Origin of the sequence: Streptomyces sp. NBC_00846, assembly GCF_045207325.1 — a bacterium.
Lineage (GTDB): Bacteria > Actinomycetota > Actinomycetes > Streptomycetales > Streptomycetaceae > Streptomyces.
Map to the genome: position 1 here is coordinate 916837 of NZ_CP108846.1, position 22356 is coordinate 939192.

18 protein-coding genes and 1 pseudogene are annotated in these 22356 nt (G+C 69.7%); 6 read left to right on the plus strand and 13 right to left on the minus strand.

Annotation, left to right across the window (positions count from 1 at the left end):
- Positions 1-102: 102 nt before the first annotated feature.
- The 6 genes from OG936_RS04220 to OG936_RS04245 all read right to left on the minus strand — a co-directional run bounded on the left by OG936_RS04220 (position 103) and on the right by OG936_RS04245 (position 6818).
- Complete coding sequence (locus tag OG936_RS04220; protein WP_406492652.1) at positions 103-939, minus strand: shikimate dehydrogenase; 837 nt, start codon at positions 937-939, stop codon at positions 103-105.
- Positions 926-2752 (minus strand): endolytic transglycosylase MltG, encoded by a 1827-nt coding sequence (mltG, locus tag OG936_RS04225; protein ID WP_406492653.1) that lies wholly within the window; start codon positions 2750-2752, stop codon positions 926-928. The genes OG936_RS04220 and mltG overlap by 14 nt, the downstream gene beginning before the upstream one ends.
- A gap of 95 nt (positions 2753-2847) precedes the next feature.
- On the minus strand, positions 2848-3333 hold the full coding sequence (ruvX, locus tag OG936_RS04230) for a Holliday junction resolvase RuvX (RefSeq protein ID WP_406492654.1): 486 nt from the start codon (positions 3331-3333) through the stop codon (positions 2848-2850).
- On the minus strand, positions 3330-5999 hold the full coding sequence (alaS, locus tag OG936_RS04235; RefSeq protein ID WP_406492656.1) for an alanine--tRNA ligase: 2670 nt from the start codon (positions 5997-5999) through the stop codon (positions 3330-3332). Before alaS ends, ruvX begins: the two co-directional genes overlap by 4 nt.
- Positions 5999-6361: a DUF6167 family protein gene (locus OG936_RS04240; RefSeq protein WP_383753433.1), complete on the minus strand. Its 363-nt coding sequence runs from the start codon at positions 6359-6361 to the stop codon at positions 5999-6001. Before OG936_RS04240 ends, alaS begins: the two co-directional genes overlap by 1 nt.
- A 7-nt stretch (positions 6362-6368) precedes the next feature.
- On the minus strand, positions 6369-6818 hold the full coding sequence (locus OG936_RS04245) for a DUF948 domain-containing protein (RefSeq protein ID WP_383753436.1): 450 nt from the start codon (positions 6816-6818) through the stop codon (positions 6369-6371).
- 224 nt (positions 6819-7042) lie between these two features.
- On the opposite strand from OG936_RS04245, the gene OG936_RS04250 reads away from it, so the two are divergent.
- Positions 7043-9247, plus strand: coding sequence for an ATP-binding protein (locus OG936_RS04250; protein ID WP_406492657.1), 2205 nt, complete (start codon positions 7043-7045; stop codon positions 9245-9247).
- 17 nt (positions 9248-9264) lie between these two features.
- On the opposite strand, the gene rpsD is transcribed toward OG936_RS04250, so the two are convergent.
- On the minus strand, positions 9265-9879 hold the full coding sequence (rpsD, locus tag OG936_RS04255; RefSeq protein WP_266745108.1) for a 30S ribosomal protein S4: 615 nt from the start codon (positions 9877-9879) through the stop codon (positions 9265-9267).
- A gap of 188 nt (positions 9880-10067) precedes the next feature.
- Here rpsD and OG936_RS04260 point away from each other — a divergent pair, with 188 nt between their 5' ends.
- Positions 10068-10769, plus strand: a complete 702-nt coding sequence (locus tag OG936_RS04260; RefSeq protein WP_406492659.1) for a DUF2470 domain-containing protein — start codon at positions 10068-10070, stop codon at positions 10767-10769.
- Positions 10770-10832: 63 nt separating this feature from the next.
- Here OG936_RS04260 and OG936_RS04265 read toward each other — a convergent pair whose 3' ends face one another.
- Both OG936_RS04265 and OG936_RS04270 read right to left on the minus strand, forming a co-directional pair.
- Positions 10833-12215, minus strand: a complete 1383-nt coding sequence (locus tag OG936_RS04265; protein ID WP_406492660.1) for a replication-associated recombination protein A — start codon at positions 12213-12215, stop codon at positions 10833-10835.
- Between the two features lie 69 nt (positions 12216-12284).
- The gene (locus OG936_RS04270; RefSeq protein WP_266745110.1) at positions 12285-12920 is read right to left on the minus strand and encodes a vitamin K epoxide reductase family protein; all 636 of its coding nucleotides are present in this window, start codon (positions 12918-12920) and stop codon (positions 12285-12287) included.
- 119 nt (positions 12921-13039) lie between these two features.
- Here OG936_RS04270 and OG936_RS04275 point away from each other — a divergent pair.
- Positions 13040-13350: pseudogene (locus tag OG936_RS04275) on the plus strand (ABC transporter ATP-binding protein); the annotation flags it as partial.
- A 179-nt stretch (positions 13351-13529) separates the two neighbouring features.
- Here OG936_RS04275 and hisS read toward each other — a convergent pair.
- Together hisS and OG936_RS04285 are read right to left on the minus strand one after the other, a co-directional pair.
- The gene (hisS, locus tag OG936_RS04280; RefSeq protein WP_406492661.1) at positions 13530-14792 is read right to left on the minus strand and encodes a histidine--tRNA ligase; all 1263 of its coding nucleotides are present in this window, start codon (positions 14790-14792) and stop codon (positions 13530-13532) included.
- A 15-nt stretch (positions 14793-14807) separates the two neighbouring features.
- On the minus strand, positions 14808-15494 hold the full coding sequence (locus OG936_RS04285) for an MBL fold metallo-hydrolase (protein WP_383753448.1): 687 nt from the start codon (positions 15492-15494) through the stop codon (positions 14808-14810).
- Between the two features lie 154 nt (positions 15495-15648).
- Between OG936_RS04285 and OG936_RS04290 the strand changes: the two genes are divergently transcribed.
- Both OG936_RS04290 and OG936_RS04295 read left to right on the plus strand, forming a co-directional pair.
- Positions 15649-16434, plus strand: a complete 786-nt coding sequence (locus tag OG936_RS04290; RefSeq protein ID WP_406492663.1) for a peptidylprolyl isomerase — start codon at positions 15649-15651, stop codon at positions 16432-16434.
- A gap of 204 nt (positions 16435-16638) precedes the next feature.
- Positions 16639-17868, plus strand: coding sequence for a DUF349 domain-containing protein (locus tag OG936_RS04295; protein WP_406492665.1), 1230 nt, complete (start codon positions 16639-16641; stop codon positions 17866-17868).
- Positions 17869-18037: 169 nt separating this feature from the next.
- On the opposite strand, the gene OG936_RS04300 is transcribed toward OG936_RS04295, so the two are convergent.
- Positions 18038-18925 carry a hypothetical protein gene (locus OG936_RS04300; protein WP_406492667.1) on the minus strand — a complete coding sequence of 296 codons (888 nt, stop codon included), beginning with the start codon at positions 18923-18925 and terminating at the stop codon, positions 18038-18040.
- Between the two features lie 228 nt (positions 18926-19153).
- On the opposite strand from OG936_RS04300, the gene OG936_RS04305 reads away from it, so the two are divergent.
- Entirely contained in the window at positions 19154-19657 is a 504-nt protein-coding gene (locus OG936_RS04305; protein WP_406492669.1) for a MarR family winged helix-turn-helix transcriptional regulator, read from the plus strand.
- Between the two features lie 38 nt (positions 19658-19695).
- Here the strand turns inward: OG936_RS04305 and OG936_RS04310 are convergent, their stop codons facing one another.
- A complete protein-coding gene (locus OG936_RS04310) occupies positions 19696-22302 on the minus strand; it encodes a RelA/SpoT family protein (RefSeq protein WP_406492671.1) in 2607 nt (868 codons plus the stop codon).
- Positions 22303-22356: the final 54 nt, after the last annotated feature.

Genomic DNA, 22356 nt, shown 5'->3' on the forward strand with positions numbered 1-22356 from the left:
GGTGCGCGGCCCTGGCCCGCCACCTTGATCCTCCCACGGCCGGGGGCGTGAACCGGTCGCCGGTCCAGCAGACGGACGCCTTCCGTCGCGGGCGCAAGGGGGTCAGCGGGCGGCGAGCGCCGCTTCCCCGGCCTGCCGCATGGCCATGAGCGGAGCGGGCGCGCGGCCGGTCATCTGCTCGACCTGGAGGATGGCCTGGTGCACCAAAAGGTCGAGACCTCCGACGACTGTGCCGTTACGAGCCGCCCAGGCGGCCGCGAGTCCGGTCGGCCAGGGCTCGTAGAGCACATCGAAGAGCGTGCCCGGCCGGTCCGGCACGGCGCCGGTCAGCACGTCCGTGGCACCGGCCGGAGTGGTGGCGACGACCAGCGGGGCGTGCAGCGCCTGCTCGGCCTCCGCCCAGTCGGAGATCCGCACGTCGACGCCGAGTCGTTCGCCCCAGCCGCGCATCTCCCGGCCCCGTTCCCGGCTGCGGACGTACGCAGTGACCGGTCCCGTACAGATCTCGGACAGCGCGGCGAGCGCCGAGGACGCAGTCGCCCCGGCACCGAGGACGGCCGCGGAGTCGGTCTTCTCCACACCGCGTTCGCGCAGCGCGGCAATCATTCCGGGGATGTCGGTGTTGTCGCCGGTCCGGCGGCCGTCCTCCGTGAAGACGACCGTGTTGACGGATTCCACCGATGATGCCGTCCCGCTGATGGAGTCCAGCAGCGGGATGATCGCACGCTTGAGCGGCATGGTCAGCGAGAGCCCGGCCCAGGTGGAGTCGAGCCCCTCGACGAATCCGGGGAGCGCGGCCTCATCGATCTCGAAGCGGTCGTACGACCATCCGGCGAGGCCGAGTTCGGCGTATGCGGCCCGGTGCAGGACCGGGGAGAGCGAGTGGGCGATGGGCGAGCCGAGGACGGCTGCCCTGTGACGCGGGTCAGCCGAGGTCATGCTGTTCCTTGAACTTCTCGTTGAGCCTCTCGTGCTCGGCGGACGTCTTGGTGAACTGGGTCTTCTTGCCGTCGAGCGAGATGAAGAACATCCACCCGTCACCCGTGGGATGGAGCGTTGCCCGCAGGGCTTCGTCGCCCGGATTACTGATCGGACCCGGCGGAAGGCCCGCGTGGTAATAGGTGTTGTAGGGGTCCGGATTTGTCACGATCTCTTTCGACCGGATCTTGATCTCGCTCTGGTTCTTGAGGTAATTGAACGCGGAGTCGAACTGAAGCTTACGGTTCGTGACCGTGTTGTCCGGCTTCAGGCGGTTATAGACGACTTCAGCCATCTTGCGGAAGTCATCGTGTGTGAGGCCCTCCGCCTGGACCAGGCTGGCGACAGTGAGAACCTGCCATGGATCGTCCAGCTTGTACTTCTTGGCCGTGCCCTCGAGGTCGAGCTCGTCGTACTCCTCGTTGGCGCGGGAGACCATCTTCTTCAGGAGGATCTCCGGCTTGGTTTCCTTGGTGACCGGATAAGCGGCCGGGTAAAGGAATCCTTCCAGGGGGTCCTTGATGTCCTTGCCCTTGCTCGCCCAGTCGGGCAGACCGAGGCTGGACGCCTTGGACGTGGCAATTCCCTTGGTCGTTCCCTTTTTGAGACCCAGCTTCTTGTCGACCATCGCGTAGATGGCGACATTGCGGGAACCCTCGGGAATGATCAGAGGATTCTGGCTCTTCGGGTCGAGCATCATCTTCACGGCTTCGGCCGCGGACATCTTCTCGTGGAGCAGATAGACGCCGGCCTGGATCGACTTGCCCTTGGGGTTGTTGTTCTGCGCGGCGACGAACGCGTCGACGCTCTTGACGACGCCCTTCTGCTTCAGGATGTTGCCGATGTCGTAGCCGAGGGCGCCCTTCTCGATCTCGACCTCGACCTCGCCCGTGCCCGTGCCCGCGTAGTCGGGTGCCGCGCCGAACTTGTCCTGCCAGTACGAGTATCCGAGGTAGCCCACTGCCCCGAGGCCGCTGACCAGGACCACCGAGACGACCAGGCAGGCGCGGCCGCTGCGGCTCTTCTTCTTGCCCTTGCCCCGGCGTTCGCTGCTGCCGCGACCGCCGCGGCGTGACTCACGCGGGTCGTCGTCGTACTCGTCGTCCTTGTCGCCCCCGTCGTCCGTGCCCGTGAAGAAGGGGTGGGTCTCCTCCGGCTGGACCTCCGGGTCCCAGTCGGGACTCTGCGCGGGGGGCTGCTCGGGGACGGCCTGCCGACGACCCGGGGGCTGCGGCGGCGGGTAGGCCTCCGGCGTGCCGTAGTAGTCGTGCGTCTCGCCGTAACCGGCCTGCCGACCGCCGTACTGGTCGGCCGACTGGGGGTCGTAGGGCATCCCGGCGGGCTGCTGCCCGGAGTCCCAGCCACCGTTGTTGTACTGGGGCTGCTGGGGCTGCTGCTGCGCGTACGGGTCCTGCGGAACTCCGTACGCGGGCTGCTGCTGGTACGACTGCTGCTGCGCGTACGGGTCCTGCTGTGCGTACGGGTCCTGCTGCTGCGGCTGCTGCTGCGCGTAGGGGTCGTGCTGCGGCTGCTGCTGCTGCTGCTGCGCGTACGGGTCCTGCTGCTGCGGCTGCTGCTGCTGCGGCTGCTGCTGCTGCGGCTGCTGCTGCTGCGGCTGCTGCTGCGCGTAGGGGTCGTGCGGGTAGGGCTGCTGCTGGCCGCCGTACTGGTTCTGGCCGTGGACAGGCTGCTGTCCTCCCCACCCCTGGTCCCCGTACAAGGGGTCCTCGGGATGCCACGGTTCGGAGCCGGGGCCCCGGCCATACTCAGTCATCGATCCCCTAGAGCCGCGAGACGACATTCCGTCTCTTTGCTGTGCGGTATTTGTTCGAACACCGCCGCATCGCGCGGAACGTTACCGTATCGCGATCAGAGAGCCACTTCGACGCCTTCGCCCGGGGCTTTACCCGAGGACCGTTCCGACTCCAGAGCGTTCTGGAGGATCACCACAGCGGCAGCCTGATCGATGACGGAACGGCCTTTCTTGGACTTCACGCCCGAGGCGCGCAGTCCTTGACTGGCCGTCACTGTGGTCATCCTCTCGTCCACCAGTCGCACCGGAATGGGTGCGACCGAGCGGGCGACCTCCTGGGCGAAGACCCGGATCTTGGCGGCGGCGGGTCCCTCACCGCCCCTGAGGGACCGCGGCAGGCCGATGATGATCTCGATCGGCTCGTATTCCTGGACGATCTGTCCGAGCCGCCGGTGGGCCGCCGGGACATCGCGCCCCGGAACGGTCTCCACCGGCGTCGCGAGGATTCCGTCGGGGTCGCACGAGGCGACCCCGATCCGGGCGTCCCCGACATCGATCGCGAGCCGACGGCCGCGGCGCATCTGCGTCATCCCCGTCGTCACGCCGTCTCGGTGACGAGGCGTTCGACAGCGGCCACGGCGGCGCCGATGGCCTCGGGCTTCTGGCCGCCGCCCTGGGCGACGTCCGGCTTGCCGCCGCCACCGCCACCGAGGGTCTTGGCAGCCGTACGGACCAGGTCGCCGGCCTTGAGTCCGCGCTCACGGGCGGCCTCGTTGGTGGCGATCACGGTCAGCGGGCGGCCGTTGGCGGTGGTGAACAGGGCCACGACAGCCGGGCGGCCGCCCTGGATGCGTCCGCGGACGTCGAGGACGAGCCTGCGCAGATCGTCGGCCGAGGTGCCGTCGGGGACCTGACCCGTGACCAGGGCGACGCCCCGTACGTCCTTGGCGGAATCGGCCAGTCCGGCGGCGGCCTGGAGGACCTTCTCCGCGCGGAACTTCTCGATCTCCTTCTCGGCGTCCTTCAGCTTGCCGAGCATTCCGGCGATCTTCTCCGGGAGCTCCTCGGAACGGCCCTTGACCAGCTCCTGGAGCTGGGCGACGACCGTGTGCTCCCTGGCGAGGAAGTTGTACGCGTCGACACCGACGAGGGCCTCGATGCGGCGCACACCGGAACCGATGGACGATTCGCCGAGCAGCTTCACCAGACCCAGCTGGGCGGTGTTGTGGACGTGCGTACCGCCGCAGAGCTCCTTGGAGAAGTCGCCGATGGTGACGACCCGGACCCGCTCGCCGTACTTCTCACCGAACTCGGCGATGGCGCCCTGCTTCTTGGCCTCGTCGATCGACATGACCTCGGCCTGGACATCGAGTTCGCGGGCGAGGACCTCGTTGATCTTCTGCTCGACGTCGGTGAGGACCGTGCCGGGTACGGCGGCGGGCGAGCCGAAGTCGAAGCGGAAACGGCCCGGCGAGTTCTCCGAACCGGCCTGGGCGGCCGTCGGGCCCAGTGCGTCGCGCAGCGCCTGGTGCGTGAGGTGCGTGGCGCTGTGGGCACGGGCGATGGCGCGGCGGCGGGTGTTGTCGATGGCGGCGTAGGCGGAGGCGCCGACGGTCACCTCGCCGACCTGCACCGAACCCTTGTGGACGGAGACGCCCGGGACGGGCTGCTGGACGTCGCGGACCTGGATGACGGCGCCGCTGTCGAGCCGGATCCGGCCCTGGTCGGCGAGCTGGCCGCCGCCCTCGGCGTAGAACGGGGTGCGGTCCAGGACTACTTCGACCTCGTCGCCCTCGGTGGCGGCGGGCGAGGGCACGCCGTCGACGAGCAGACCGACGATCCTCGACTCGCCCTCGGTGGCGGTGTAGCCGGTGAACTCGGTGATGCCGGAGTTGTCGGCGACCTCGCGGTAGGCGGACAGGTCGGCGTGGCCCGTCTTCTTGGCCTTGGCGTCGGCCTTGGCGCGCTCCCGCTGCTCCTTCATCAGGCGACGGAAGCCGTCCTCGTCCACGGCGAGGCCCTGTTCCGCGGCCATCTCCAGGGTGAGGTCGATCGGGAAGCCCCAGGTGTCGTGGAGCAGGAACGCCTTGTCGCCGGCGAGTACCTTGCCGCCGGCGGCCTTGGTCTCGGTGACGGCGGTGTCGAGGATGTTGGTGCCGCCCTTGAGGGCCTTGAGGAAGGCGGCCTCTTCGGCGAGGGCGACGGTCTCGATGCGCCTGCGGTCGGTGATCAGCTCCGGGTACTGCTGCCCCATCGTGTCGATCACGACATCGACCAGGTCCTTGACGACGGGTCCGGTGGCGCCCATCAGACGCATGTTGCGGATGGCACGGCGCATGATGCGGCGCAGCACATAGCCGCGGCCCTCGTTGCCGGGGGTGACGCCGTCGCCGATGAGCATCGCGGAGGTACGGATGTGGTCGGCGACCACGCGGAGCGAGACGTCCGAACCGTGGTCGGCGCCGTACTGGACACCGGTCAGCTCGGTGGCCTTGTCCATGACGACACGCAGGGTGTCGGTCTCGTACATGTTCTGTACGCCCTGCAGGATCATGGCGAGGCGTTCCAGGCCCAGACCCGTATCGATGTTCTTCGACGGCAGGTCACCGAGGATCGGGAAGTCCTCCTTGCCGTCACCGGCGCCCCGCTCGTACTGCATGAAGACCAGGTTCCAGATCTCCACGTAGCGCTCGTCGTTGACGGCCGGGCCGCCCTCGACACCGAACTCGGGGCCGCGGTCGTAGTTGATCTCGGAGCAGGGGCCACAGGGGCCGGGGACGCCCATGGACCAGAAGTTGTCCTTCTTGCCCAGACGCTGGATGCGCTCGGCCGGTACGCCGATCTTGTCGCGCCAGATCTGCTCGGCCTCGTCGTCGTCCAGATAGACCGTGATCCACAGCCGCTCGGGGTCGAGACCGAAGCCGCCGTCCGCCACAGGGCTCGTCAGAGCCTCCCAGGCGTAGCTGATGGCGCCTTCCTTGAAGTAGTCGCCGAAGGAGAAGTTGCCGCACATCTGGAAGAACGTGCCGTGCCGGGTGGTCTTGCCGACCTCCTCGATGTCCGGCGTACGAACACACTTCTGCACGCTGGTGACGCGCGGGGCGGGCGGCTTGACCTCGCCGAGGAAGTACGGCTTGAAGGGGACCATGCCTGCGGGGACCAGCAGCAGAGTCGGGTCGTCCGCGATGAGCGACGCCGAAGGGACGACGGTGTGACCGCGCTCCTCGAAGAAGCTCAGCCAGCGGCGACGAATTTCAGCCGACTCCATCAGTGGTCCTCATTCCGGTTGTACGAGTTGTAGGGGAGCGTGCGGTAGTGGGTTCCTTCGAGCGGCCGGTCCGGTCCGACGGACTCGGCCGCCTCGACGGCGAAGTGGCGCCGTACGGGGAGCTCGGGGTCGACCGGTGCCTCCAGGCCCAGCGCCTCGCCCAGCTCGGCCTCGCGCCGGGCCATGGACTCACGGACGTCGAGAGCGAAGTCCTTGAGCTTGTGGCCGGTCTCGATCGCCTTGTCCGCGGCCTGCGCCGCGAGGCTCTCGGGGGTCAGCTGCTTGAGCTTGCGGTTGACCTTGGCAGTGGCCCAGACACCGGCGGCGGCGCCGGCGGTGAACCAGAACGTACGGCGGAACATCGCTGCGTCAGTCCTTCGATCCGCGGGAGTTTCTGCCGTCGCGCTTCCTGCCGCGCGCGGACGGCACGGTACGGCCGACAAGCACCGTTCGACGGGACGGCCGGCGCGCAGGTTCCGGTTCCGGACTGGTCTTGCGGCCGATGGCCTGGCGCACCCCGTAACCGAAAGCGGCGACCTTGACTAGCGGGCCACCGAAGGCCGAGGCGACGGTGGTGGAGAGCGCCGAGGCGTTCGAGGTGACTTCCTGGACATCCGTGGCGATCGCGTCGACCTTGTCGAGCTGGGTCTGCGCGGAGCGCACAGTGGCGGAGGCGTCGGCAAGCAGCGGGACCGCCTGCTCGGTCACGTCCGCCACGAGCTTGGTGGTCGCCCTGAGCGTCTGGGCCAGCCTCACCAGTACGACGGCGAGGAACGAAACCAGGATCGCCCAGAAGACGGCTACCAGAATCCCGGCCACCTCTCCACCGGACACAGTCCACCGCTCTCTAGCTTGTCGCTGTTTTTGTACTGTCTCTGTCTGTCTCTGCTCGGTCCGCCGACCGCTGCCGCGGCCGCCAGTCGTCGTCACCCGAGCCTATCGCGCCGGTGGTCGCGCCCCGTACCGCATTACCGGCGGCAGGGGCCGTAGTTGGCACGAGGAGATTGTACGGAGAGCTTCGATGTCAGTACTCTGCGTGTTTCATGCGACGCCCCCAGCACCCCTTTCCGTCCCCCCACGATCCGGGTCGTTCCGGAGCCGTCCCCGGCAGTCTGCCCGCGGAGCTGAACAGATTCGTCGGGCGGGAGGATGAACTGGCCGGTCTCGGCCAACTGCTGAACGAGTCGAGGCTCGTCACCGTGGTCGGGGTGGGCGGAGTGGGCAAGACCCGCTGCGCCACCAGGATCGCGGCGCTCACGGAGAAACGGTACTGCGACGGTGTCCGCATGGTGGAGCTGTCCGCCATCCACGACGCCGGGCTGCTGGAACACGCCTTGATCGACGCCCTCGGACTCACCGATCACACCAGCAGACCGCCGCGCACGACACTCCTCGAACACCTTGCCGGACGCCAACTCCTCCTGGTGATCGACGGTTTCGAGCATCTCGTCGACGCCTGCGCCGAACTCGTACGTGAACTGCTGCGCCGGGCCCCGCGACTACGGGTGCTGGCCGCCGGGCGGCTGCCCCTGGAGCTGGACGGCGAGCTCACCTTCCCGCTCACGCCGATGACGGACGAGGACGCGATGCTGCTTTTCGCGGAGCGGGCCGCCGCGGTACAGCCGGAGTTCCGGCTGACCGACGGTAATCGCGCGGCGGCGCGGGAGCTGTGCCGTCGGCTGGACGGGATCCCACTCGCGCTGGAACTGGCCGCGGGCCGGCTGCGCGCCCTCTCCACCGAGCAGGTGCTGCAGCGCCTGGACGACCGCTTCCGCCTGCTGACCGGCACCAGCCGCAGCGCCCTGGCGCGTCACCAGACGCTCCGTACGGCCATCGGCTGGAGCCATGAACTCTGCGCTCCGGAGCAGCGACTGCTCTGGGCGCGGCTCTCGGTGTTCGCCGGGCAGTTCGATCTGGAGGCCGTCGAGTACATCTGCAGCGGCGCCGATCTGCCGGCCGATTCGGTGCTCGACGTGCTCACCGGACTGCTCACGCAGTCCGTCGTCGTACGGGAGGACTCGGCGGCCGGCACCCGCTACCGGATGCTGGACACGGTGCGGGAGTACGGCGCCGAGTGGCTGGCGGCCACCGGTGACACGGACCGGCTGCGACGCCGCCACCGGGACTGGTTCCTGGGTCTTGCCACCTGGTGCGAGCTCGACTGGTTCAGCCCGCGGCAGGGCGAGGTGGCCGCGCGGGTGGAGAGCGAGCTGCCGAATCTGCGGCGGGCGATGGAGTGTTCGCTGGAGAGCCCGGGCGAAACGCATCTCGCGCAGTATCTGGCGGGCACCCTCTGGTTCCTCTGGGTGGGCTGCGGACGCCTCTCGGAGGGCCGGCACTGGCTGGGCCATGTGCTGGCGGAGGAGGCGCCGTACGACTCCTCGCGGCTCAAGGCGTTGTGGGTGCTCGGGCATGTGGCCGTCCTGCAGGGCGACCCGGTCGGCGCGATCGCCGCGTTGCAGGAGTGCCGGGACGAGGCGGACCGGGCCGGGGACGCCACGGCGCTCGCGTACGCGGTGCACCGGACGGGGTGTCTGGCGCTGGTCACGGACGACGTGGTCAGGGCGCAGGAGCTGCTGGCCGAGGCGCTCGGCCGCTACCGGGAGATCGGTGAGCTGAACAGCAATGTGCTGATGGCCCAGATCGAGCTGGCGATGGCGATCGGGTTCCACGGCGATCTGGACCGCGCGGCCACGATCTGTGAGGAGGTCAGGGAGGTCTGCGAGGACCACGGGGAGCGGTGGGCCCTCTCGTACGCGCTGTACGTACTGGCCTACGCGGCGCTGCAACGGGGCCGGCCGGACCGGGCCCGGGACCTGCTCGGGGAGTCCCTCGCGATCGGCCACGCCTTCCACGATCTGCTCGGCTCGGTGCTCGCCCTGGAGCTGCTGGCCCTGGCCACGGCGGTCGAGGGGGACGCGGCGGAGGCGGCGGTGCTGCAGGGGGCCGCCGACCGGATCTGGCCGTCGGTGGGACTGCCGCTGTTCGGTTCGGCGTACTACGGGCAGCCCCGGGCCCGGTGCGAGGAGCTGGCCCGCCGGGAGCTGGGCGACGGTCCCTACGAATCGGGACTGCGCGCGGGCGGGCGGCTCGATCTGGACGCGGCGGTGGCCAGGGCGCTGGCGAGCGGGCCCGCGGACCGGCCGCGGACGCCGTCGCGTTCTCCCGGGCCGCCGACGGGTTCCGGGAGAACGCGACGGCCCGCCGCCTCCCGTACGACGGGGAGGGGCGGGCCGGAGCGCTGGTGAGAGCGGCTACGCCTGGATCAGCGGGCGTAGTACTCGACGACGAGCTGCTCGTCGCAGATCACGGGGATTTCCTTGCGGTTCGGGTCCCGGTCAAGGCGGAAGGCCAGGGCCTTCAGGTTCACCTGCAGGTAGCGCGGGGTCTCGCCGGCGGGGGCGTAACCACCCTCGCGGGCAACCTGGAAGGGGTGCTTGTCGCGGCTGCGCTCGCGGACCATCACGATGTTGTCGGGACGGACACGGAAGGACGGCTTGTCGACCTTGCGGCCGTCGACCTCGATGTGACCGTGCACGACCATCTGGCGGGCCTGGTAGATGGTGCGGGCGATGCCCGAACGCAGAACCAGGGCGTCGAGACGACGCTCGAGCTCGACGACCAGCGCCTCGCCCGTCTTGCCCTCGGCCTTCTTGGCACGGTCGTAGGCACGCGCCATCTGGCGCTCGCTGATGTCGTACTGGGCACGCAGGCGCTGCTTCTCCAGCAGACGGACCTTGTAGTCCGAGTTCTGCTTGCGACCACGGCCGTGCTCGCCCGGCGGGTAGGGGCGGGCCTCGAAGTACTTGACGGCCTTCGGCGTCAGCGCGATGCCGAGCGCGCGGCTCTTCTTGACCTTGGGACGCGACTGGTTAGGCACGTTCTCCAGACCTCCATTGTAGGTTAGGTTAGGCTCACCTTACTTGAGGAGATCGCGTGTCTCGCCCGGGGAACACCACACACATCACGGACAGCACTGACAGCGTCGACACCCCGCAAGGTGCCGATACGACGGAGGACCGATCAGATCGTGGTCAGCCGCGTCCCGGCGGGCTTGAAAACACTCGGATGCCGTCAGCAGCCGAGCGCACACGAACTCTCGTACAGAGTACCTGTTCAGCGGTGCTGCTCGTCCCCGGGCCGTACGGGGACGACCCGGCTCAGCTGATGGTGTCGACCAGGAGCGTGGGCCCCGACGGGGATCTGTTCCTCGAACTCCCCATGGATTCCCCGGCCTTACGGGTCGCGACGCACGCCGAGGGCGACGGGCCGAGCGCTGTGCTGGAGATCACGGACGTCGCCCCGGTCTCCTTGCCCCACCGCATCCGCGGACGCGCCCGGGTATCCGGCCGGCTCACCACCGTACCCGGGGTGCCGGGGCCCGGCCGGATGACGCTCCGGCTGGCGCCGGGCGAGGCGTACGTCGACGATCTGTGGGGCGCCGAGGCGGTCGGGCCGGAGGAATTCCGGGACGCGGCGCCCGACCCGCTCGTCGGACACGAGGCGGAGCTGCTGCAGCATCTGCACGCGGCGCACGGCGAACAACTGGGCGCGTTGTGCGGACTGCTGGGCGAGCGGCCGGCCCGCCGCTGCGCGACCCACCGGCCCTCCGTCGTACCGCTCGCGCTGGACCGGTACGGGCTGCGGGTACGCCTCTGCCAGGACCGGCGGCGGTGCTTCGACGCACGCTTCGAATTCCCCGAGCCGGTGCGCGACATCAGCGAACTGCGTCACGCCATGCACACGCTCTTCGGGGCAGCGGCGAACTGAACTGCGGGGCCGCTTCCCGCCTGCCCTCCGACCTCGCCCGGCCTGAAGTCCCGCACGCCCCGCTCAGTCGGTGGACGGGCTCGCGTCGCCGTCGGCGCCCGAGCGGCCGAGGCGTTCGCGGACCCGCTCCGCCACATCCGCGTAACGCGCCTCCGCGCCGTAACGCGTGGGCTGGTAGTAGTGCTTGTCACGGACGGCGTCCGGGGCGTACTGCTGGGCGGCGATGCCGCCGGGGACGTCGTGCGGATATACATAGCCCTGGGCGTGACCCAGCTTGGCCGCGCCCTTGTAGTGGCCGTCGCGCAGATGGGCCGGAACGGGGCCCGCGAGGCCCTTCCGTACGTCCTCCTGGGCGGCGAAGATCGCCAGCGTCGCCGCATTGGACTTGGGGGCGAGGGCCAGGGCGATCGTGGCATGGCTCAGGGTGAGCGCCGCCTCCGGGAATCCGATCATGGCGACCGCCTGGGCGGCCGCGACGGCGATGGGCAGTGCGGTGGGGTCGGCGAGACCGATGTCCTCACTGGCCGAGATCATCAGCCGTCGGGCGATGAACCGGGGGTCCTCCCCCGCCTCGATCATCCGGGCCAGGTAATGCAGCGCAGCATCGACGTCGGAACCGCGGATCGACTTGATGAGCGCGCTCGCCACGTCGTAGTGCTGGTCGCCGTCCCGGTCGTACTTGACGGCCGCGCGGTCGACCGTTTCCTCCAGGGTCAGGAGGGTGATCTCCTTCTCCTGCTTGGACAGCGCCGCTCCGGCCGCCGCCTCCAGCGCCGTCAGCGCCCGACGGGCGTCGCCGCCCGCGATACGCAGCAGATGCGCCTCGGCGTCCCCCGACAGCGCCACCGCGCTGCCCAGTCCGCGCTCGTCCGAAAGGGCCCGCCGCAGCAGGCCGCGCAGATCGTCGTCGGTGAGCGATTCCAGGGTGAGCAGGAGCGAGCGCGACAGCAGCGGCGAAATGATCGAGAAGTACGGGTTCTCGGTGGTCGCGGCGATCAGGGTCACCCAGCGGTTCTCCACGGCCGGAAGCAGGGAGTCCTGCTGTGCCTTGGAGAAGCGGTGGATCTCATCGAGGAAGAGAACGGTCTCCTTGCCGTAGCCGCCGGTGGCGCGGCGGGCGCCCTCGATGACGGCCCGTACTTCCTTGACGCCCGCGGTGATCGCGGAGAGCTCGACGAAGCGCTTGTTGGTGGCCTTGCTGACCACGTACGCGAGAGTCGTCTTCCCGATGCCGGGCGGGCCCCAGAGAATCACCGACGAGGGCCCTGCGGGCCCGCCGTTCCCCTCGCCGACCAGGCGGCGCAGCGGCGAGCCCGGCTTGAGCAGATGCTGCTGTCCGACGACCTCGTCGAGGGTGCGGGGGCGCATCCGGACAGCCAGGGGGCTGCTGGACGGGTCCTTCTCCTGGCGGTCTTCGGCGGCTGCGGTAAAGAGGTCGGGCTCCACGTTTTGAAGCCTATGTCACGGCACCGACATCCCTGCCGGGCCGGTCGCCCGGCAGGAGCCGCTCCCCGGTCAGCTGGTCCAGAAGTCCCACCAGCGGGTCAGGATCAGCATGCCGATGATGCCGACCCACAGGACCGGCGGCACCCAGTGGAACTCTGTCAGCCCGTTGCGCAGCCAGTTCGGCGCGGGCAGGATCCGGTGCTTGATGTTGTGCGTGGTGACGTAGCAGAACATGAAGATCGTGGCGACCCAGGCCAGGCAGCACCACAGGCAGAGCGAGTTGATGTTGTAGAGCGACTGGTACTGGAGCCAGGTGCAGAAGCCGACGCCGAACAGCGTGCCCGCGTTCATCCCCAGCCAGTACCAGCTGCGGAAGCGGGCCCCCGCGAGCAGTGCCAGGCCGATGCCGATGATCACCGAGTAGGTGGCCAGGCCGAGCATCGGGTTCGGGAAACCGAAGGCGGACGCCTGCTCGCTCTTCATGATGTTGCCGCAGGCGACGACCGGGTTGAGACTGCATCCCGGTGTGAAATTGGGGTCTTCCAGCAGCTTGAACTTGTCGATCGTGATGACCCAGGCGGCGAGGAGTCCGGCAGCGCCCGTGATCACCAGCAGCAGCGCCAACGCCCGGCTGCCGCCGATGGTCCTCTTCCCGCCGTCCTCGTCCTGGTCGGAGGAGGGGTGGTCTACCGCTGCAGTCGTCATATCGCCGTTCCATCAGTGAGTGGCCTGCTGGGCACGGTCATTGTGCCGCACCACGTCGCCGGTCTTCTGTTCGATGGACATAAAGGTGTGCGCAAAACTTCGCGTACGAACGGGGCCGGGAGGGCACGACCATGGAGATTCTGCAGGGCCGTCGCTGCCGTGACAAGGGGAGCCGTTTCGCTGCTGGGCGTGGACCCGGCTTCCGCGGACCGCCGGTGGCGTTCGCGGGTCGGAGTCGTCCGGCAGGAGGAATCAGCGCCCGCCGAGTTGACAGTACGCGAGACGGTGAGAGTTGACGGTGGCGCATTTCGCCCGCTGCTGCCCGTGGCCGCGCGACTGCGAGGACGTCATCGCGCTGGTGGGTCCGGAACACAAGGCCGGTGCGCGTCTCAAGGAGCTCCCCAGTGGCCGGCGGTGCCGTCTCGACGTGACGCGTCGGGGGCCTGGTTCGTCGCCGGTCCGGTGTTGTGCCTGCTGACCCTCCGGTGGAAGGACCGGCGCGACGGCCAGGGTCCCTCCGGCTCCGATCCGCCGGGCAGACCCTCGCCGGTTGCGTCGCCGGCCGCCGGGCAAGGCCGGCTCCCCAGCCCGCCCGGCGGCCCGCAGGCGCTACGCCAGGCGCTCGCGGATCGTCCCGGCCACGTCCGCCAGAGGGACCGCCGTCTGCTCGCCGGACTCCATGTCCTTGAGCTGGACGACGTCCTCGGCCAGGTCCCGCTCGCCCGCGACGATCGTGAACCGGGCGCCCGAACGGTTCGCGCTCTTCATCGCGCCCTTGAGGCCGCGATTTCCGTACGCGAAGTCCGCTGCCACGCCCTCGCGGCGCAACTGCGTGACGATCCCGAAGAGCGCCCGCCGGGCCTCCTCGCCGAGCGGTACGGCGAAGACGCTGGTGGCCGCGGGCAGTTCGAGCTCGATGCCCTCCGCCTCCAGCGCGAGCACCGTACGGTCCACGCCGAGCGCCCAGCCGACCGACGGGAGCGCCGGGCCGCCGATCATCTCGGACAGGCCGTCGTAGCGGCCGCCGCCGCCCACCGCGGACTGCGAGCCGAGTCCGTCGTGGACGAACTCGAAGGTGGTGCGGGTGTAGTAGTCGAGGCCGCGGACGAGCTTCTCGTCGTCCTCGTACACCACACCGGCCGCGGAGAGCAGGTCGCGCACCTCCTCGTGGTACGCCTTGCAGGCGTCGCACAGGTAGTCCCGCAGCACCGGCGCGCCGGCGAGCTGCTTCTGCACCTCGGGCCGCTTGTCGTCGAGGACCCGGAGCGGGTTGATCTCGATGCGGCGGCGGGTCTCCTCGTCGAGGTCGAGCTCGCGCAGGAAGCCCTGGAGCGCGTCCCGGTAGACGGGACGGCACTCCTTGTCGCCCAGCGAGTTGAGCAGGATGCGGAAATTGCGCAGACCCAGCGTGCGGTAGGCCTGGTCGGCCAGGATGATCAGCTCGGCGTCGAGCGCCGGGTCCTCGGCGCCGATCGCCTCGGCACCGACCTGCGAGAAGTGCCGGTAGCGGCCCTTCTGCGGGCGCTCGTAGCGGTAGTACGAGCCGGAGTACCAGAGCTTCACGGGCAGGTTGCCGAGCTTGTGGAGGTTGGCCTCCAGTGCGGCGCGCAGCACGGACGCGGTGCCCTCGGGGCGCAGCGCCAGCTGGGAGCCGCCCTTGGTGGTGAGGGTGTACATCTCCTTGGTCACGATGTCGGTGGATTCACCGACACCGCGCGAGAAGAGGGCGACGTCCTCGAAGCCGGGCGTCTCGATGTAGCCGTAGCCGGAGTTCTTCAGGGGTGCGGCGATCGCCTCGCGCACCGCGAGGTACTTCGCGGAATCGGGCGGGGTCAGGTCGTACGTGCCCTTGGGGGCCTTGAAGGTGCTCACGGTTTTTTTCTCTCGTCACATTCCTCGTCGGGGCGCGTCCATACCGTGCAGATACGGATTCGAGGCGCGCTCGCGGCCGATGGTCGTCTGGGGGCCGTGGCCGGACAGCACCACGGTCGAGTCGTCGAGCGGCAGGCACACACGGGCCAGCGACTCGAGCAGCTCGGCGTGGTCGCCGCCGGGCAGGTCGGTGCGTCCGACGGAGCCGGCGAAGAGCAGGTCGCCCGAGAAGAGGACCTGCGGAACATCCGCGGCCTCGGGCATCCTGAACGTCACCGACCCCTTGGTATGGCCGGGCGCATGCGCGACACCGAACTCCAGACCGGCCAGCTTCAGCAGAGCGCCGTCGCTCAGCTCCTTGACGTCGTCCGGCTCCCCCACCGTCAGCTCACCCATGAGCGGCATCCCGATGGAGCGGCCGAGGGCCTTCTCCGGGTCGCTCATCATGTACCGGTCCTCAGGGTGGATCCAGGCCGGGACGTCGTGCGCGCCGCACACCGGGACGACCGAGGCGACGTGGTCGATGTGGCCGTGGGTCAGTACGACGGCGACGGGCTTCAGCCGATGCTTCTTCAGCGCTTCCTCGACTCCGGATGCGGCCTGATGGCCCGGATCGATGATCACGCACTCCTCGCCTGCGGCCGGGGCGACCAGGTAACAGTTGGTCCCCCAGGCTCCGGCGGGGAACCCGGCAATGAGCACAATCGTCCTTACTGGTCGTCCGACGATGGATTGCGACTGAGAAGGTCGCGGCAGTTCAGAGCCTACCGGCGCTCCTCATTCCACAGCTAACCCATATACGGTACGGGCAACCCAGGCCCCATCCTCATCACACGACCCACAAGGAGATCACCCGGTGGTCAGCAGCGATCAGCGGCGGCGGCAGCTCGCCAGGGAGAAGTTCGAGCGGCAGCAGCAGCGCCGGGAGGAGGCCCGCCGCCGGACGCGGCGGCTGACGGTCGTCATCGCGTCCGCGGTGGCCGTGGTGGCGGTCGTCGGGGTGGGCGCGTATCTCACCCTCGACAAGAACGGCGACGGCAAGAAGGACAAGAGCGATGCGGCCGCGAGCCCTTCGGCTTCGCCGTCGCCGAGCGAGAGCAGCGCGCCGGAGCCCGCGATGAAGATCGACAAGACGTCGAAGTACACGATGTCGATCAAGACGAGCCAGGGCGACATCGCGTTCACGATGGACGCGGCGAAGACCCCGCACACCACGAACTCGTTCAAGTCGCTGGCCGACAAGGGCTTCTTCGACGGTACGAAGTGCCACCGGCTGACCACGCAGGGCATCTTCGTCCTGCAGTGCGGTGACCCCAAGGGCGACGGCACGGGCGGCCCCGGCTACACCATCCCGGACGAGAACCTGACCGCGCTGGGCAAGGCGGGCGCGGACGGCGCGGTGACCTACCCGGCGGGCACGGTGGCGATGGCGAACGCCGGCCCGCAGACCGGCGGCAGCCAGTTCTTCCTGGTGTACAAGGACAGCAAGCTGGCGCCCAGCTACACCCCGTTCGGGACGATGGACGATGCCTCGCTGAAGGCCGTCAAGGACATCGGTGCGGCGGGGGTGGCCGACGGTGCCACTGACGGTGCGCCGAAGAAGGCCGTGGACATCTCGAAGGCCGCAGTCGCGAAGTCGTGACGTGGCCGGGGCGGCCGGACCGGGCCGTCCGGTGGTGACCGCGAAGCGCGGGCCGGAATATTTTTGAGCCGCGCTGAGTGCGGACAGCCGGGCGGCCGGTCGCCTAGATTGGCGTTGTGCAGGGCGGGCGCTGCCCGCCCCAGGAAACTGTGGACGATGCCAGGGAGGCGAACCCTCTCGCAGGCATCAGGTGGAGGAGGCGCTGTGAGCAGCGACCCGTGGGGCCGTGTCGATGAGACGGGCACCGTGTACGTGCGTACAGCCGATGGCGAGCAGGTCGTCGGATCGTGGCAGGCGGGTTCCCCCGAGGAGGCTCTGGCCTACTTCGAGCGCAAGTACGAGGGCATTGTGGTCGAGATCGGCCTCCTCGAACGGCGGGTGAAGACCACCGACCTGTCGGCGAAGGACGCCACGACCGCCATCGAGCATCTACGCGTGCAGGTGGACGAGCATCATGCCGTCGGCGACCTCGACGCGCTCCGCAAGCGGCTCGACGCGCTGGTCGCGACGGTCGAGTCGCGGCGCGAGGAGCGCAAGGCCCAGAAGGCGAAGCAGACCGACGAGGCGAAGCACGCCAAGGAGGCGCTGGTCGCCGAGGCGGAGGAGCTGGCGCAGAGCGAGCAGTGGCGCTCGGCGGGCGAGCGGCTGCGCGCGCTCGTCGACACGTGGAAGGGCCTTCCGCGGCTCGACCGCAAGTCCGACGACGAGCTGTGGCACCGCTTCTCGCACGCCCGCTCGGCGTTTTCCAAGCGCCGCAAGGCTCATTTCGCCTCGCTGGACGCCCAGCGCGAGGAGGCCCGTAAGGCCAAGGAGAAGCTGGTCGCGGAGGCCGAGTCGCTGTCCGGTTCCACGGACTGGGGAGCCACGGCTGCCCGTTACCGGGACCTGATGACGGAGTGGAAGGCGGTGGGCCGCGCCCAGCGCGAGGCCGAGGACGATCTGTGGAACCGTTTCCGCGGTGCTCAGGACGTCTTCTTCGCCGCCCGTAGCGAGGTCTTCGCCGAGCGGGACGCGGAGCAGGGCGAGAACCTCAAGCTGAAGGAGGAGCTCGCCGCCGAGGCCGAGAAGCTGGTGCCGGTGAAGGACCTGAAGGCGGCCAGGGCCGCGTTCCGGGCCATCAACGAGCGCTGGGAGGCCGTCGGCCATGTGCCGCGTGACGCCCGCCCGAAGGTCGAGGGACGGATGCACGCGGTGGAGCGGGCCCTTCAGGAGGCCGAGGAGTCGGAGTGGCGCCGGACGAACCCGGAGGCGCGTGCGCGCGCCGCGGGTCTGACGGGTCAGCTGCAGGCGGCCGTGGACAAGCTGCGTACGCAGATCGACACGGCCCGCGCCTCGGGCAACAATGCCCGGGCCGACAAGCTGGCCAGGGAGCTCGAAGGCCGGCAGGCACTGCTGGACCAGGCGCTGAAGGGCCTGGAGGAGTTCGGCGGCTGAAGCCCCCGCGGCTGTCCGTTCGCCGTGGTACGTCAGGCCGGAGGGGCCCTCGTCATGGACGGGGGCCCCTCCGGCCTGTTCGGGTCGAGGACGTGGGTGCTGTCCTCGGCGGTGGGGCTGACAGGGTGCGGGTCGGTACCAGGGGCCGGTCGTGCGGAGGCCCGGGGGTTCAGCCGCTCGCGCCCGCCGTGACGGGTTCCGGAGCGGCGGAGGTCAGGACGAAGTCCCTGCGCATCGTCTCGCCGGGGCGCGGGTCCAGCCGGGCCGCGACCGGGATGCGGTCCCGGGCCGAGAGCAGGACGGTGACGGAGCCCACGGCCGGTGCCGACGCCGGGTGGGCGGGGCTCTCCGGACGCGTGTGGTGGTGCAGCGGCGCCTCGTACCTTCCCGTTTCGTCGGTACGGGCGAGGGCGAGGCGGCGGCTGTCCGCGTCCATCACGGTCACCAGCACGCCCTCGACGGGGCTGCCGTGCTCGTCGGCGGCGACACCGGGCAGTACGGGGTGGCCGCCGACAGCCGGGGAGAGTTCCCGCGGGGTCTCGACGGCGTCCGGGGCGGCGGCGTCACCGGAATCCGCACTCGCCGCCCGTTCGGCACGGCGCTGCCCGAGGGCGCCGTACCCGATCAGGGCCGCACCGGCCGCCATCCAGCCGAGCAGGACCAGCGTCGGCCTGAGCAGCCCCGCTCCGTCGAAGTAGAGGATTCCGCGCAGCGCGTAGACCGCGTTGCCCAGCGGCATGACGGGGTGCAGGGCGCGGAAGAAGCCCGGGACCAGCTGGTGCGGGATGGCGCCGCCGCTGGACGGGATGGACAGCAGGACGAAGAGCCCCATCGCCACACCGGGGATGAACTGCCTGACGAACGGCACGAGTCCGTAGGTCACCCAGGCGATGGCCTGGGTCAGCATGAACGCGTAGACCATGGCGAGCGGTTCGTCGGGGACGATGTCCGTGGCACGGCCGACCACGAAGCCGAGGACGCTGACGAAGACCCCGAGGCCGACGAGGGTGAGCAGCTTCGCACGGCGGCCGAGCCCGACCGCCTGCAGCAGCATCATCACGGCGATGTGCGCGACTCGGCAGCGGCACGGTGGTGGTCGGCGGGACCCGCCCTCGGCCGGCGTCAGGAGGGCGGGTCTCGCCGAGGCGGGTTTGCCCGGAGTGCCCGTATGTATGCAGGTCCTAGCCCGAAGGCTCGGCGCCGTCGCCAGTTTTCGTTCCGCTGTCCCTCGACCCCCGTGAGGCCCGCGAGTTCGCGGAACGTCTCCTTCGGGCAGGATGACCTCATGGCGCAACAGTCGGACGATCCCCTGAACGACCTGGTGAGAGCCGTGACGGCACTCTCGTACGCGATGGGACGCAGTCGGGTCCATGACCAGCTCACGGCAGCCGTGGGCGTCAGGATCGACCGGCCGGAGGTAGCCCTGCTGCGCGTGCTCTGCGCCAGCGAGGAACCCTTGCGGATCACCGATGTCGCCCGGCGGCTGCTCGTAAGGCCGCCGCATGTCACGCGGCAGGCGGCACGGCTGGAGGAGGGCGGCCTGATCCGCCGCATGCCGGACCCGCGTGACCACCGCGCGCAGCTGCTGGAGCCGACGGAACGCGGTCGCAGCATGGTGGAGCGGCTGTCGGAGGGCGTCCGGAACACGTTCGGCGAGGTGCTGGGCAGCGTGCCGGAGGAGGAAATCCGCAGCGCGGCGAAGGTCATCGGGCTGCTGGTCGCCGATGCGGCCACTCAGCTGCTCTCGGACCACGCCTCCGGCCACGACGAGCGGCAGCCCCCCGCGTAGTCACGCGAAGGGCTGCCGGAAGGAGCGCCGTCGGCCGGTCAGGGCCTGCGGGCCGATGTCACACGGTAGACGTCGTAGACGCCCTCCACGCCTCGTACGGCCTTCAGTACGTGGCCGAGGTGCTTCGGGTCGCCCATCTCGAAGGTGAAGCGCGAGGTGGCCACCCGGTCCCGGGAGGTCTGGACGGCCGCCGACAGGATGTTGACGTGCTGGTCGGACAGGACGCGGGTGACGTCCGAGAGCAGCCGCGACCGGTCCAGGGCCTCGACCTGGATGGCCACCAGGAAGACCGAGGACTGGGTCGGCGCCCACTCGACGTCCAGGATCCGTTCCGGCTGCTGCGACAGGGAGTCGACGTTGACACAGTCGGCACGGTGCACGGAGACGCCGCTGCCGCGGGTGACGAAGCCGATGATCGGGTCGCCGGGGACGGGCGTGCAGCAGCGGGCCAGTTTGACCCACACGTCCTCGACGCCCTTGACGACGACACCGGGATCGGCGTTGGAGCGGCGCTTGCCGCGGCCGCGCGAGGGCGGCGAGCTCTCCGCGATGTCCTCGTTGGCGGCGTCCTCGCCGCCGAGCGCCTGGACGAGCTTCTGTACGACACCGGCGGCGGCCACATGGCCCTCGCCGATCGCCGCGTACAGGGACGAGATGTCGGGGTAGCGCATCTCGTGGGCGAGGGTGACCAGGGAGTCGCCGGTGAGGATGCGCTGGATCGGCAGGTTCTGCTTGCGCATGGCGCGCGCGATGGCGTCCTTGCCCTGCTCGATCGCCTCGTCGCGGCGCTCCTTGGAGAACCAGGCGCGGATCTTGTTGCGGGCGCGGGGCGACTTGACGAAGCCCAGCCAGTCCCGGGACGGTCCGGCACCGGCCGCCTTCGAGGTGAAGACCTCCACCAGGTCGCCGTTGTCGAGGGTCGATTCGAGCGGTACGAGCCGCCCGTTGACCCGTGCCCCTATGGTCCGGTGGCCGACCTCCGTATGGACGGCGTACGCGAAGTCGACCGGCGTCGCACCCGCGGGAAGCGCTATGACGTCACCCTTGGGCGTGAAGACGAAGACCTCGTTGCGGGAGAGGTCGAAGCGCAGGGACTCCAGGAACTCGCTGGGGTCCTCCGTCTCCTTCTGCCAGTCCAGGAGCTGGCGCAGCCACGCCATGTCGTTGACGGTGTCCTGGCGCGCGCCCTTGCCCGTGCTCTTGGGTACGTCGGTACGCACTTTGGAGGCGCCCGCGACGGCCTCCTGCTTGTACTTCCAGTGCGCGGCGATGCCGTACTCGGCGCGGCGGTGCATGTCGAACGTACGGATCTGCAGCTCGACCGGCTTGCCGCTGGGACCGATGACGGTGGTGTGCAGCGACTGGTACATGTTGAACTTGGGCATCGCGATGTAGTCCTTGAACCGGCCCGGGACCGGATTCCATCGCGCGTGGACGGTGCCGAGCGCCGCGTAACAGTCGCGGACGGTGTCGACGAGGACCCGGATGCCCACCAGGTCGTAGATCTCGGCGAAGTCCCGGCCGCGCACGATCATCTTCTGGTAGACGCTGTAGTAGTGCTTCGGCCGGCCGGTGACCGTGGCCTTGATCCGGGCGGCACGCAGGTCGGCCTGGACCTCGTCGGTCACTATGGCGAGGTACTCGTCGCGCTTGGGGGCCCGCTCGGCGACGAGACGGACGATCTCGTCGTACATCTTGGGGTAGAGGATCGCGAAGGCGAGGTCCTCCAGCTCCCACTTGATGGTGTTCATGCCCAGGCGGTGCGCCAGCGGGGCGTAGATCTCCAGCGTCTCGCGGGCCTTCTTCTCCTGCTTCTCCCGCTTGAGGTAGCGCATGGTGCGCATGTTGTGCAGCCGGTCGGCGAGCTTGATGACGAGGACCCGGGGGTCCTTGGCCATGGCGACGACCATCTTGCGTACGGTCTCGGCCTGTGCGGCCTCGCCGAACTTGACCTTGTCCAGCTTGGTGACGCCGTCGACGAGCAGGGCGACCTGGTCGCCGAAGTCCCGTCGCAGGGTGTCCAGGCCGTACTCGGTGTCCTCGACCGTGTCGTGCAGCAGGCCGGCCATCAGCGTCGCCGGGTCCATGCCGAGCTCGGCGAGGATCGTCGTGACGGCGAGCGGGTGCGTGATGTACGGGTCGCCGCTCTTGCGCTTCTGGCCGCGGTGCCAGCGCTCGGCGACCTGGTAGGCGCGCTCGATCTGGCGCAGCGTGGCCGTCTCGATCTTGGTGTCGTTGCTGCGGACGATGCGCAGCAACGGTTCGAGCACCGGGTTGTACGGGCTGGAGCGCTGCACACCGAGGCGGGCGAGCCTGGCCCGTACCCGGTTGGAGGAGCCACCGGAGCGGGTCGCGGGCGCGGCCCGGGTGGCCTGCTTGGCGGCGGGCTTCGCCGGGGGCTTCGAAGCGGACGCGGCCGACGAGGCGGGCGCTACCGGCTGGGCGGGGGAAGCGGGCGCGGGCCGCAGTACCCCGGCACCGGCCGGCGCCGGGCCCGTACCGGGCTCGGGTGCCGGGGGCTTCGGCTTCTGTTCGGGCTGGTTCTTCCCTGGCGTGGCTGAGGCCGCCGCGGGCCCGGGCGTGGCTGAGGCCGCCGCGGGCTTGTCGGGCTGCGGGGCGGCGACTGGCTGGGCCTCGTCTGGCAAGAGCGCTCCTCGTGCGGATCCGGATACCCGGAAAGGCCATCGTATCGATCCTGT